Source organism: Staphylococcus sp. AtHG25, assembly GCF_003217445.1.
Taxonomy (GTDB): domain Bacteria; phylum Bacillota; class Bacilli; order Staphylococcales; family Staphylococcaceae; genus Staphylococcus; species Staphylococcus haemolyticus.
Map to the genome: position 1 here is coordinate 145,445 of NZ_QJSN01000004.1, position 13,669 is coordinate 159,113.

The 13,669-nt window shown below is 31.2% G+C and carries 14 protein-coding genes, 1 riboswitch and 1 other annotated feature (1 of these 16 only partly in view); of the genes, 4 read left to right on the forward strand and 10 right to left on the reverse strand.

The window, feature by feature from the left end; genetic code table 11:
- Positions 1–44, reverse strand: a binding site (T-box leader); it reaches 142 nt to the left of the window's first position.
- Between the two features lie 68 nt (positions 45–112).
- A complete protein-coding gene (locus tag BDW31_RS04810) occupies positions 113–1,300 on the reverse strand; it encodes an MDR family MFS transporter (RefSeq protein WP_037552289.1) in 1,188 nt (395 codons plus the stop codon).
- A 109-nt stretch (positions 1,301–1,409) separates the two neighbouring features.
- Here BDW31_RS04810 and mnmL point away from each other — a divergent pair, with 109 nt between their 5' ends.
- Both mnmL and mnmM read left to right on the forward strand, forming a co-directional pair.
- Positions 1,410–2,369: a tRNA modification radical SAM protein MnmL/YtqA gene (gene mnmL / locus BDW31_RS04815; protein ID WP_037552288.1), complete on the forward strand. Its 960-nt coding sequence runs from the start codon at positions 1,410–1,412 to the stop codon at positions 2,367–2,369.
- Positions 2,366–2,926, forward strand: a complete 561-nt coding sequence (gene mnmM, locus BDW31_RS04820) for a tRNA 5-(aminomethyl)-2-thiouridylate-methyltransferase MnmM (RefSeq protein WP_037552284.1) — start codon at positions 2,366–2,368, stop codon at positions 2,924–2,926. The genes mnmL and mnmM overlap by 4 nt, the downstream gene beginning before the upstream one ends.
- Before the next feature lie 142 nt (positions 2,927–3,068).
- Here mnmM and BDW31_RS04825 read toward each other — a convergent pair whose 3' ends face one another.
- Positions 3,069–3,470 (reverse strand): transcriptional regulator, SarA/Rot family, encoded by a 402-nt coding sequence (locus BDW31_RS04825; protein WP_110709254.1) that lies wholly within the window; start codon positions 3,468–3,470, stop codon positions 3,069–3,071.
- 468 nt (positions 3,471–3,938) lie between these two features.
- On the reverse strand, positions 3,939–4,766 hold the full coding sequence (locus tag BDW31_RS04830) for an alpha/beta fold hydrolase (protein WP_053026962.1): 828 nt from the start codon (positions 4,764–4,766) through the stop codon (positions 3,939–3,941).
- Between the two features lie 225 nt (positions 4,767–4,991).
- Between BDW31_RS04830 and BDW31_RS04835 the strand changes: the two genes are divergently transcribed.
- Positions 4,992–5,993, forward strand: a complete 1,002-nt coding sequence (locus BDW31_RS04835; RefSeq protein ID WP_110709256.1) for a proline dehydrogenase family protein — start codon at positions 4,992–4,994, stop codon at positions 5,991–5,993.
- A gap of 52 nt (positions 5,994–6,045) precedes the next feature.
- Here the strand turns inward: BDW31_RS04835 and ribH are convergent, their stop codons facing one another.
- The 7 genes from ribH to BDW31_RS04870 all read right to left on the reverse strand — a co-directional run bounded on the left by ribH (position 6,046) and on the right by BDW31_RS04870 (position 12,936).
- A complete protein-coding gene (gene ribH / locus BDW31_RS04840; RefSeq protein ID WP_110709258.1) occupies positions 6,046–6,504 on the reverse strand; it encodes a 6,7-dimethyl-8-ribityllumazine synthase in 459 nt (152 codons plus the stop codon).
- Positions 6,505–6,515: 11 nt separating this feature from the next.
- Positions 6,516–7,697, reverse strand: coding sequence for a GTP cyclohydrolase II (gene ribA / locus BDW31_RS04845; RefSeq protein WP_085060669.1), 1,182 nt, complete (start codon positions 7,695–7,697; stop codon positions 6,516–6,518).
- A gap of 15 nt (positions 7,698–7,712) precedes the next feature.
- Entirely contained in the window at positions 7,713–8,345 is a 633-nt protein-coding gene (locus BDW31_RS04850) for a riboflavin synthase (RefSeq protein WP_110709260.1), read from the reverse strand.
- 6 nt (positions 8,346–8,351) lie between these two features.
- A complete protein-coding gene (ribD, locus tag BDW31_RS04855) occupies positions 8,352–9,395 on the reverse strand; it encodes a bifunctional diaminohydroxyphosphoribosylaminopyrimidine deaminase/5-amino-6-(5-phosphoribosylamino)uracil reductase RibD (protein WP_037552270.1) in 1,044 nt (347 codons plus the stop codon).
- A 138-nt stretch (positions 9,396–9,533) separates the two neighbouring features.
- Positions 9,534–9,675: riboswitch (FMN riboswitch) on the reverse strand.
- A gap of 153 nt (positions 9,676–9,828) precedes the next feature.
- The gene (locus BDW31_RS04860; protein ID WP_085060668.1) at positions 9,829–11,319 is read right to left on the reverse strand and encodes an FAD/NAD(P)-binding protein; all 1,491 of its coding nucleotides are present in this window, start codon (positions 11,317–11,319) and stop codon (positions 9,829–9,831) included.
- Positions 11,320–11,655: 336 nt separating this feature from the next.
- Complete coding sequence (gene sagB, locus BDW31_RS04865; protein WP_110709262.1) at positions 11,656–12,507, reverse strand: peptidoglycan release complex glucosaminidase SagB; 852 nt, start codon at positions 12,505–12,507, stop codon at positions 11,656–11,658.
- Positions 12,508–12,714: 207 nt separating this feature from the next.
- The gene (locus BDW31_RS04870) at positions 12,715–12,936 is read right to left on the reverse strand and encodes a hypothetical protein (RefSeq protein ID WP_110709264.1); all 222 of its coding nucleotides are present in this window, start codon (positions 12,934–12,936) and stop codon (positions 12,715–12,717) included.
- Between the two features lie 256 nt (positions 12,937–13,192).
- On the opposite strand from BDW31_RS04870, the gene BDW31_RS04875 reads away from it, so the two are divergent.
- On the forward strand, positions 13,193–13,669 hold the full coding sequence (locus tag BDW31_RS04875) for a sigma-70 family RNA polymerase sigma factor (RefSeq protein ID WP_110709266.1): 477 nt from the start codon (positions 13,193–13,195) through the stop codon (positions 13,667–13,669).

Genomic DNA, 13,669 nt, shown 5'->3' on the forward strand with positions numbered 1-13,669 from the left:
TGATGAAAAGTACTTAAGTTACTACTCCAATACATTTTAATATTATGAGATTCAAGCACTAATTGCAAGTGGTAGTTACTATTTTGTTTAAACTCATGTATAAATAAAACTTCTATCTTGATTGTCGCGATTGTTTTCCTTTTGGCAGCCATTTATCAAAGATTGAAAGGAAAATAATTCCTACAATTAATAAGAACATGATGCCAATGAACATCGCACTCATATTAAAGGTATCAACTAATACCCCACCTATTAGTGGACCAAATGCTTTACCAACAGTTGAAGCTGAATTTACGACACCTTGATATTGACCTTGTTTTCCTTCTGGTGCTAAATAATTAGCTATAGTTGGTACTGCTGGCCAAACAAACATTTCACCAAAAGTTAATATAATCATTCCTATTAAAAATACAGTAAATTGTTCGGCAAAACTAGTTACAAAGAATGAAAGCATAAAAATTAAAATACCAACTAACATTTGATATTTTAAATTACCTTTTAATAAAATAATTGCTGGTCTTATTAACGGTTGAGCAACTAAAATCATAATACCATTCACTGTCCATAATATACTGTATTGCGACATAGAAATATTTAATTCTTGAGTGAATGATGCAATTGTAGTTTCCCATTGAATGTAAGCAATCCAACAAATAGCAAACATTACACACAGTAGTAAGAGTGCAATGAAACGTTTTTTATTCTCTTTACTATGGATATCTAGACTATCAGGTGTTCTGATTTTAGCATGATATTCAAGATTAAATTGAGTTATCGCTACAATTCCAAACAAGACGTACATAATCAAGTTTGCTAAGAAAATATAATTAAAGCTTAATTCCGCAACGAAACCACCCATAGCTGCACCGGTTGCTACACCAATATTTTGAGCTAAGTATATTGCATTGAAAGTCGTTCTCCCACCGTTAGGCCAAACTGCACCAGCCATTGCATATATCGCGGGAACTATCATTCCGCCACCAAAGCCTAACAATACTAACCAAACAGCATACCATGGCCATCCATGGAAGAAGTTTAAAAGCGTAGTACTGATTAAACATGTAACGGTACCGATCATAATTGTTCGATAACCACCTAATTTATCAAACAATGAACCTCCTAGTAAATTTCCGACTACCATTCCGAATGAATTAACCATTAGAACAATCGCAGCAATTGTCAGGCTCTTACCAAGCTCTTCTTTCATATAAATTGTGTTTAAAGGCCATAAAAAGCTAGAGCCAGTTATATTTAGCGCCATGCCTATAACTAGCCACCATACTGATCTAGGTATATTCATATTTTTAGTCCCCTCTTTATATTTTTGATGAACTACATTAAACACCATAACATTAAAGTATGTTAAAATCTTTACTTAGAACTAAGTTAGATAGAAAGGAAAATGTGTTATGGGTAACTATTTCCCGTATGCCTTTGAAAATAAACGATATCATACATGGAATTACCATTTAAAAAATAAATTTGGTCAAAAGATTTTTAAAGTAGCACTTGATGGTGGATTTGACTGTCCTAACCGTGATGGTACAGTTGCACATGGTGGATGCACGTTCTGTTCAGCCGCAGGTAGCGGTGACTTTGCTGGTAACAGAGCTGACCCAATTGAAGTTCAATTTCAACAAATTAAAGATAGGATGCATGAAAAATGGAGTGAGGGTAAATATATTGCCTACTTCCAAGCTTTCACGAATACGCATGCACCAGTAGAAGTATTAAAAGAAAAGTATGAGCCTGTCTTAAAAGAAGAAGGTGTTGTAGGTTTATCTATAGCAACCAGACCAGATTGTTTACCTGATGATGTAGTAGAATACTTAGCCGAGTTAAATGAACGTACTTATTTATGGGTAGAATTAGGTTTACAAACTGTACATCAAGAAACCTCAGACTTAATTAACCGTGCTCATGATATGCAAACTTATTATGAAGGCGTTGCTAAATTAAGAAAACAAAACATTAATGTGTGTACTCATATTATTAATGGCTTACCTGGTGAAGACTATCAAATGATGATGGAAACTGCACGTGAAGTAGCTCAAATGGATGTTCAAGGCATTAAAATTCATTTACTTCATTTATTAAAAGGGACACCAATGGTTAAACAATATGAAAAAGGAATGCTTGAGTTTATGTCTCAAGAAGACTATACCAATCTAGTATGCGATCAATTAGAAATTTTACCACCTGAAATGATTATTCATCGAATTACTGGAGATGGTCCTATTGATTTAATGATTGGTCCTATGTGGAGTGTTAATAAATGGGAAGTTTTAAATGAAATTGATGATGAATTAGCACGACGCAACTCCTATCAGGGTAAACATTATACATCTGAGGTAAAGGTTAACTCATGAAATTAGAACGTATTCTCCCCTTCTCAAAAACTTTAATAAAAGACCATATTAAACAAGATAGTATTGTCATTGATGCTACTTGTGGGAATGGTAATGACACGTTGTTTCTTGCACAACAGGTTCCAAATGGTCATGTTTTTGGTTTAGATATACAAGACTCAGCAATTCAGTTAACTTTCGAAAAAGTAAAAGAATTTCATAATGTAACATTAATTCGTGATGGTCATGAAAACATTAAGAACCACATTGACATTAAATTTAAAGGTCAAATAGATGCAGCGATATTTAACCTTGGCTACTTACCTAAGGGTGATAAATCAATTGTTACGAGACCTGAAACTACAATAAAAGCAATTAATAACATTTTTGATTATTTAAGTGTTGAAGGTATTATCGTGTTAGTTATATACCATGGGCATGCTGAAGGACAAATTGAACGAGATGCTTTATTAGATTTCTTAGAACATTTTGATCAAGAGAAAGCTCATATTCTTAAATATCAATTTATGAATCAAGTGAATCACGCGCCATTTATATGTGCGATTGAGAAACGCTAAACCTAACATCATACATCTTCTCTGATATAATTTTAAATAATATATAAAATCCACTCCATAGTTTAATTATGGAGTGGATTGTTTTGTCGAAAAATCTCTCTAAATTATATTCAAAACAATATAAACTAAAACATCAAATCGATTAAATACGCATTAATGCGTTTAGACTATTTTCAAGTATTTCATATCGTTTCTTAATAGTAGAAGTAATGAAATTTAGTAGTTCATCTTTAAGTTCTTGCTTCTCTTTATTAAAATGAATAATTACAGTTCGTTCATCATCTAATGGTCTCTCTTTAAATATCCATTCAGATTGAACAAGTTTGTTATATGTACGTGTACGTTTATACGATTTAATATTAACGTAACTATCCATTTCTTTTAACGTCATGGACCCTTTGTCCCATAAAGTTAGTAAAATGAGAACCTCTTCTTTGGTCAAATCATAAGTTTCATAAATTACTTTAAAAATCGAATTGATTTCTTTACACACTTCTTCAAGCTGCAAAATCATAGCTACATTCTCTCCTGCTTGATTATTCATGTTGCTCCCTCCCTAAATAATTGTACACATCCCGATTAAATAATTATAGAATTAACTATCATTATATATTTACCCAATTATTCTCGTTGTAATTAAACAATTTATAATAACTCCAAAAAATTAACTTACATTAAAGCATATGTTAAATTACTTTAAATTTTTATTGGTAATTCAACAAAATATAATTAAAATTAAAAACATATACTATTTACATTATATTATATTTTTAATTTAATTTAAAAGATGTTAACTTCTAAATATTGAATTACCTTTGTGCATTAATCAATTGCATTACATATAATTGTTTATCAAAAAGGAGCCAGAACAGAATTCTCATCGAATTCTTAGTCCCAGCTCCTCAAGGATAACTAGAAATGAAGAAATATTATAAATTGTTTCTCAATTTGATCAATTACGACGAATTTGCATTGTAGTCATGAAATATTACTTCATCACACACTCTGATTTTTAAACTTCTTCGATTTCTTCTTCATTTACTATAAAACCCATTGTATTCACACTATTATTTAAAAACGTCAACACGTAACGCATCACTTGATCACGTTCAGGTTCATTATGAATTTCATGATAGAAGCCTTCCCATACTTTAAAATAAAATTCATTAGTGTTTAAATTATTTTTAAGTTCATTGAATGAGCGTAATTCCAATAATTTATCTTCAGTTCCATACATTAGTAACGTTGGCATAGATTGTATATCTTTGGAATGTTGAACTGTATCTTTCATTGTTTCCAACACAATGTTATACCACTTGTAGGTTACTTTTCTTAACATTAATCCATCTTGTTTAGTTTCTTCAATAACTTCATCATTTCGCGTTAAATCTTTAGTTTCAATACCTAATTTGAATCGTGCGTCCTTAGAACCTTTACCTACATTTGAAATTAACATATTTTTACGTGTCTTATTATTTCTTTTAAATTCTAACAATGGAGAAAGGAGTAACATACCCTCGATAGGTAATTCTGTTTTTTCAAGTACATTTAATAAAATTAATCCACCTAGTCCAACACCCATGACAAAAGTAGGAATCTTGTATTCATTAGCAATTCTAACCCATTCTATTAGTGTTTCATGATAGATATCAAAATGCTCAATTTGTCCCTTGTTTGCTCTAGAAGTTTGACCTTGACCAGGTAAATCACCCATTATAACGTGATAGCCATTACGTCTTAACATTGTAATGACGTATGCATATCTGCCAGTGTGTTCTAAAATGTTATGTACTATAACCACGACACCTTTAGCATCGTGTTCAGTTTCCCATTTCCACATATGTATAATTCCTTTCTAACTTATATTTCAATAAATGTATTATATCAGATTATTGGTTTGGACTGGTGTAAATCTTAGAGACAAAGTGATTACAAATTTTAGTTCGATATTGTAATTATACCTTTTTTTACAGTATTCAGATAATTGAAAACGCTTTCTACTATCGCCTATTCATGCTAAACTATTATTAAATTATAAGTTTTATGTAATATGGAGGAATGGGATATGTCACTTTTTAAGAATTTTTTTATTGCATTATCAAATAGCACTTATTTAAATGAAACAGCAAAAAAAGTAGGTCCTAAAATGGGTGCAAATAAAGTTGTGGCTGGTAATACTATCGAGCAATTAATTGACACAATTGAGAGACTCAACGATAAAAATATAGCAGTTACAGTTGATAATCTTGGCGAGTTTGTAGGAACGGTTGAAGAGGCTACTCAAGCTAAGAATGAAATTTTAGAAGTTATGCAAGCTATTAAAGATTATAATGTCGATGCTCATATGTCTGTAAAATTAAGTTCTCTTGGTGGTGAATTTGATACTGAGCTAGCTTATAATAATTTAAGAGAGATTCTACTTAAAGCTAACGAATTTGATAATATGCATATTAATATCGACACTGAAAAATTTGACAGTTTACAGCAAATTGTTGAAGTGTTAGATAGACTTAAAGGGGAATTCAGAAACGTTGGAACAGTAATACAAGCTTACCTTTATGATGCAATTGACTTAATTGAAAAATATCCTAATTTGCGCTTAAGATTAGTTAAAGGTGCATATAAAGAAGCTGAACAAATTGCATATCAAACTAAAGAAGAGATTGATGCAAATTACATAAAAATCATTGAGAAACGTCTTTTAAATGCGAAAAACTATACATCAATCGCTACACACGACGATCAAATAATTAACCACGTTAAACAATTTGTTAAATCACATAATATTGATAGAGATCAATTTGAATTCCAAATGTTATACGGATTCCGTAGTGAATTAGCTGAGGATATTTCTCGTCAAGGATACCATTTCACAATTTATGTTCCTTATGGCAATGATTGGTTCGGTTACTTCATGCGTAGATTAGCTGAACGCCCTCAAAACCTTGCTCTTGCATATCAAGAATTTGTTTCAACTAAAACATTGAAAAAAATTGGTCTTTTCACTAGCCTAGGCCTTGGAGTTGCATTTATTATTTCTGGTTTTACAAGATTATTAAAAAGATAAAAAAATAAATCCTCGACACTGCTAGTGCTTTGTCGAGGATTTATTTTTTTAATTAAAATTGTTTTAATAAATTTGCCATTTCAATAGCACTTACTGCTGCTTCAGCACCTTTATTACCCGCTTTAGTTCCAGCTCTTTCAACCGCTTGTTCAATACTTTCAGTGGTTAATACGCCAAATATAACTGGAATATCGCTTACATCATTCGCCTTTGATACTCCTTTAGCAACTTCATTACATACATAATCATAATGAGATGTTGCACCTCTAATTACACAACCTAAAGTGATGACTGCGTCATATTTACCCTTCTGAGCTAGTTTTTTAGAAACTAATGGAATTTCAAATGCACCAGGTACATAAGCAACATCTATATTACTATCTTCCACACCGTGACGTACAAGTGTATCTTTTGCACCATTTAATAAACGGTTCGTTATAAAATCATTAAATCGACTTACAACAATAGCTACTTTTAGATCTGTTCCTACCAATTTACCTTCAAAATTCATCTTTATTCCTCCTAAATTAAATGTCCCATTTTTATTTTTTTAGTATTCATATAATCATGATTATGTTCTGTTTCAGCTACAATAATTGGTGTGCGGTCCGCAACTTTAATACCATACTCAGATAATCCCTCAAATTTTTTAGGATTATTACTTAACAAATTCACTTGTTGTACATTGAAATAATTTAAAATTTGAGCTGCTATATGATAATCCCTCAAATCTTCGTCAAATCCTAAAGCTAGGTTGGCAGTTACTGTATCATGACCTCGTTCAATTAATTCGTATGCTCTTAATTTATTGATTAACCCTATGCCTCTTCCTTCTTGAGGCAAATAAATAATCATGCCACCATGCTCATTAATATATTTCATCGCTGATTCTAGTTGTGCACCACAATCACATCTTTGACTATGGAAAATATCACCTGTTAAACATGCAGAATGAATACGCACATTTTCTGTGGCACGTGGTTCTCCTTTAGCAAGTACAACAATTTCTTCTTTAGTTAATGGTGATTCGAATCCATACATTTCAAAAGTTCCATGATCTGTCGGCATATTAACTTTTGCTTTTAACTCAACACTAGTGTCTTTGTCTTTTTGATAATTAACTAAACTTTCAATAGTAATCATTTTAAGACCATGTTGATGTTTAAACGCTTCTAGTTGTTCACCTTTAGCCATTGTCCCATCTTCATTCATGATCTCACATATAACACCTGCTGGAACTGCTTTCGTTAGTTTCGCTAAATCTACAGCTGCTTCTGTATGACCAGTACGTTCCAACACACCGTTTTCTTTAGCTATTAGTGGAAAAAGATGTCCAGGTTTATGGAAATCTTCAGGCCCAGATTCTGGATTAATTAAAGCACGTGCCGTTGCCATTCTATCAAATGCACTTATACCGGTTGATGTTGTAACGTGATCGATACTTACTGTGAAATTAGTTCCAAAACCATCCGTATTATGTTCTACCATAGGCATTAGTTTAAGTTTAAGTGCCAAGTCTTTACTAATTGGTGCACAAATTAGCCCTCTACCTTCTTTAGCCATAAAATTAATAGTATTATCATTCATCCATTGCGTTATAGCTACAAGATCTCCTTCATTTTCACGATCCTCGTCATCCACAACAATAATACTTTCACCACGTTTTAAAGCATTTAATGCATCCATAATATCGTCAAATTCCATCTATAATTACGCCTCCTAAAAGCCAAATGCTCTTAACTTATCTAATGTAAGCTCTGACTCATTTCTACTTATCATTCGTTCAACATATTTAAAAAGAACATCCGTTTCTAAATGAACTTGGTCGCCATTTTGTTTAGAAGATAAAATCGTTGAACGTCTTGTTTCAGGTATTAAATGAATATCAAAACTATCATGTCGTAAATCGAAAATTGTTAAACTCACACCATCCACAGTGATTGAACCCTGTTTGACCATTTGATTAAAGATATTTGTAGATGCTTTAATCGAAACTATCCTTGAATTAGGAGTTTCCTTAACTTGTGTTATAACACCTTTGTCATCAACATGACCTAAAACAAAATGACCTCCAAAACGTCCATTTCCTGACATTGCTCTTTCTAAGTTGACTTCATCATTTTTATTGATTTGAGATAGATATGTTTTATCTTCAGTACCTTTTATAACTTGAACAGAAAAATAATTACTTGTGAAGTCAATCACTGTTAAGCAAGCTCCATTCACACTAATAGAGTCACCAATGTTCATGTCTTCTGTGATAGTTTGACAAGCTATATCCAATGTTCTAACCGATTGATGAGTACGAATATTTTTGACAGTACCTATTTCTTCAACAATACCTGTAAACATAAGTTGTCACTTCTTTCGCAAAATCATTTTTAAATTTTGATTAATTAACTCAGTAGAAGAAATTTCAAATTGAGTGGTTTCATTTAAATCAATAATATCCGCAGTTTGAAAGAATTGATTTTTTCCAGAACCACCTATTATTTTCGGGGCGTAATAAATAATAAGTTGATTAATAAAATCAGTTTGGAGAAATTTGGAAGTTATACGAGGACCAGCTTCAATTAATAATGAACCAATACCTCGCTTATATATATCTTTAAGAATATCTTTTAAATCGCATTTATCTATACAGATAACCTTTATGTTTCGATTTGGACTTTCAAGCGTTTGATTTTCAGTATAAATCCACACTTCACTCGACGAATCTTGAAAAAGTTGTTTCGTAAAGTCAACATTGCCACTTTTAGCTAGCACTAATCGGATTGGATTTTTACCATTTGGAATACGAGTCGTGTAAAGTGGGTTATCAGCATTAATTGTACCATTTCCTGTCAACACAGCATCATGCGTATGTCTTAAATGGTAGACATCTTGTTTGACTTCTGAATTAGTAATCCATTTACTCTGACCTAAATCTGTTGCTTGTTTACCGTCTAATGATACAGACACTTTCATCGTAATTTCAGGGATTTGCTCTGACTTAGCTTTAAAAAAGTCTTTATATAAGGCAGCTGCTTCTTCAGAGTATTGATGTTCTACATCAATCCCAGCTTGTTCTAAAATAGCGTCCCCTTCAGAAGGTAATGTCGTATCTTTAACAGCGTAAATAACTTTGCTTAGTCCAAATTCAATAATTTTGTTCACACATGGTGGTGTTGAGCCAAAGTGGGTACATGGTTCTAGCGAAATATAGATTGTTCCACCATTTGCTTCCTTTCCAGCCATATCAAGTGCTTGTACTTCCGCGTGCTTCTCACCTTGTTTTAGATGAGCACCGAGTCCAACTATTCGGCCGTTATTAACAACGACCGCACCAACTGGAGGATTGATACCCGTTTGTCCTTTAACCATTTGTGCGAGTTGTATAGCGTATTTCATAAAATTACTCAATAAATCACCTCATAATCAAAACTCCCTATACCAATAAAGTGCTTAAAGGCATAGGGAGACCAAATATATTCAAATAAGCTTACAACATTAGTAAATGTGTATGCTAAATAACCATCATAATTATCAAATAATGACGACTCATTCTTTCTCCCATCCAGACTTTCACTGTCGGCTCTAGAATCTCACTAGATCAGCCATCAAAGTTATTACCTTTTACTTTGACAGGTCGCAGGCTTATATTACTGCCGGTTGGGAATTGCACCCCGCCCCGAAAGAATTCATATGAAATTGTGATTGTTTGAGTTAACGTAGTTTAATAACTACAACATTAATCATACGCTTATTGTTTAAAAATTACAAACCGTCAACGCTGCATATTATTTAACAGAGTAACTAATAATGGAATTTAGTTATTTAAGTGTAAATGTCTACATTATGAACTAAAATGGTCAAATTTACTTTGGTTTTCATATAAATAATTTACAGAATTGACCGCTTGATCAACGATCATCTTCACTCCATTACGCAATTTATTAACGCCATTAGTTACTTGCCCAATAGCTATCATATTGTTGAGAGTTCCATATCTTGGACTTATGACTTGATTGGTTTCTGGAATAATTTGTATACCTCCCATTGGATGTGGTTGAACAATTTGTCTGTTTTGTAGGTTAAGAATAAGCTGATCTTCCTCATCTAAATCTGATAAATGTGTTTTTGATCCAGTCGAATTAATAATGACATCATATTGATAATAATAATCATCATTGTTAAATTCCAATAAATAATGGTTGTCTTTATAAGTAATATCCTCTAATCCGCTTTTAACAATTAATGATTGATTATTTATTAAGTCTATAATTAACTCTGCAGTACGAGGTGGCATAGGGTTAGAATTTAATTGAATAATTTTTGAGAAACGTTTATCAAAGTCTTGCTGATCTTCTCGACTAAAGCTATTCCATATCCAGTTTAGATTTTCTTTAATATTTTCAATTAAACTTTGAAACACACCAATTTCATCAGGTCTATCAAGATCATACTGTAAATCTTGAATTGTATTTCCTGTGCGACGATATACTAGTTTCTCTAAATCAATATTATGATCTTTACATTCTAATTGGAATAATTCAAAAGCTAATTCTAAAGGTACATTTCCATAATATTGCGACTTCAATTCATTAAACTTTTGCTTAGTTAAATGTTTAAACTCAACATCTATCATATTTCCTCTAACACTAGGTAAATGTGCTGAGCGACTAGTCATAGTTATTGGTAATTTAGGATGATGTGTAGTCACGTATCTAACTACATCTAAACTGGCTAATCCAGTGCCTATAATTGCAATATCGTCTGATTGAGACACTTCATCTAATGTATTATATGTAGGATAAGGTGTTTGAATATAACCTTTATTCCCTTTTAGTTTATATGGATCATGATATGCGAATGTGCCAGTCGTTAAGAATATATAATCATACTCTTTCCATTCACTCATATCTTCTGAAGTACATACATAGTATGTTAATGTAGTCTCATCAATTTCTGAATTTGTAAAAATTTCGCGAACTGGATGCTTAATAATGGTTAAATTATCAAATAACAAGTCGTAGTTAGATAGGTATGACTTCATATAATGACCAAATACAAACCTAGGAAGATATTTAGGATTATCGAATTTAAATTCTGATTGCTCTTGATACCATTTCCAGAACTCTTCTTCATCATCCAAATTCAAACTCATTTGCTTAGTTGGCAAATTAATTAATAATTGGCTGCTGTCATTTTGAAAAGGTACACCCTGCCCCATATTCTTATCATGATCATATACATCAACCTCAAGATTTTTAAACGCTTCATTTTTGACTAATTGCCTTAGTACACTAACACCAGCTGTGCCCATCCCTATAATTGCTACACGCATATATTCATCATCCTTTTAATTTTCTCTAACAAGAATTTTTAATAATTTAATTATATCAATATCATAAATTGCTTAAAATAATTTATACTTATATGCACTTAACATTCTCCATTTTTCTTTATCCTATATTGATATGTTAATATTGAGTTAATGAGGTGAACTAAAATGAAATTTCTCTTAAAAGTTTTCGTAGTATTTGTTATAGCATTTAGTTGGATAACTCGAAAAAATAAAGCCGAATAAATGTTTGTGAACATAAAATATATTAAAGAAAAAGCCAACGTCATCACTTGCTTGAATCAGTGTGATCGTTGGCTTTAGTTTACTTACAATTATTTATTTTTGATGTTTATTATCATCTTTGTATACGTATAATTTAAAATATTTACCTTCTGTTTTCATCTCTTTATAGAAATCTGCGATAATTTGAGCATTACTTTCTGCCCATTTAATATCAGTAGCATATTGATGTTTACCTGGATTTTTAGGATTCCATCTCATACTGTAAAGCGTATTTTGATCATCATGTGATAGGAAGTGTTGGTGAATAAAATCAGCACCACCTTTGATGGCTTTCTCTGGAGTATCCCAACCGTGTTTTTTTGCGTATTCTGAACCAGTTTTAATAGGAACACTATCGAGAGCACCTACACCATAGAAGTTATAATATTTTTTACCATCAATTTCTACACCCTTGGCTAATTCACTTTTAACTGAACCAGTTTCTAATAAAGCATGAGAAATTAAATAAACTTCATTCACATGTTTCTCTTTAGCAGCACTAATAAATGCATCAGTATGCTTTAATAACATAGGTCGATCGAATAACATACGCTTAATACGGTTTTCATCAATACCTTGATATTTAGATAAATCTAAAAATTGATACTTTTGTTTGTCATCATCAATGAACTTACTACTGTCCATTGCAGCTTTTATTTCATTATCTGAAGCATCTCTCCAAGCAGTATTATTCTTGTTAGAGACTTGTTGACTTGTGTAATTATCAATTTGTTTATCAGCAGCTTTATTTAGTGTAACGTTTAAATGCTCTACTTTTTCTTCTTCATTTACTTTTTTAAAGAATATTTGATCTGAAATCATAGTAAAGAAAATAAAACCTGCTGCGACTAAAACAATCAATAACCCCACTAGGCTAATAATTGAGCCTTTTTTGTGCTTCGTCATATTCACACCTCTTAGGTCAATGTTGTTTTTTCTTTAAAATCTTTATGATAATAAAGTTTAACATTATTAATTCTTATAAACAATTTTATACTTACAATGTTACATATTCATAAAATAAAAGTAATCAAAATGAAACTTTGCAAAATAAAAAGTAATGAAACATATAGAATTTCATTACTTGATTCCATAAAGCATAAATATTTATTGTTAATTATCTTTGCGATAATCCATCATTATAAAACTAGCTGCTTGAGATCTATTCTTGTAATAATATTGATTTAAATCAACTGTTCCTTCTATTTCACCATCTCGATACATCATTTCATTTGTGAAATTGTTAATCATTACAAATTCAGAACGATCCCTAATTATGCCTAAATCATCATTTCTTGCAAAAAAATGCTCTAAATTTAAATGTGCGTAATCCAAATTTATACCTCCCACGTTACAAATTGACTAGAACTTAAATATATTTATGAATGTTAGGTATGTTCATAATTAATTGTCGCATTACTGAGTTACTTATGACTTAAACCATTATTTTGCATACTTTCATTATTCTATGTTTACTATTTAACACCCTTTTTTCAAATTACGCAAATGATAATTTAAATAAGTTAGTTTAAATTTTAGATATCCGGAAATTTTGTTTAAGTACTTAACCTAGGAGCGAATTCCAAGTACAATGAATTTTGATGACATATATCATAAATATCATAGAATTATACATTATTTGTTAAAACGTTATTACGTCAAGTATAATTATGATGAATTTTATCAGTTATTGCTAATTAAACTGTGGCAATTATCTAAGAATTACAATAAGAATTCAAATATTTGTTTATCCTCTTATCTCTATCAACGGCTCAACTTTTACTTAATTGACTTATTTAGAAAAGAAAATTTAAAACCAGAAATAGTTGAAGTCGATAATTTACAAACTCCTCAAATTACTTCTATTAATACAGAGATAACTTTCTTCAACTATAATGACATTTCCAAAATTTTAAATGCACAAGAACTCGCATGGTATAACTATTTTATTCAAGGCTATAAACAATTCGAAATTGCCGACTTAATGCATGTCTCTTTATCGAGTATTAAAAAGTATAAATCCTCTTCCATAAAAAAGCTCACCGATTATTATTTTAAAGGTGAATAA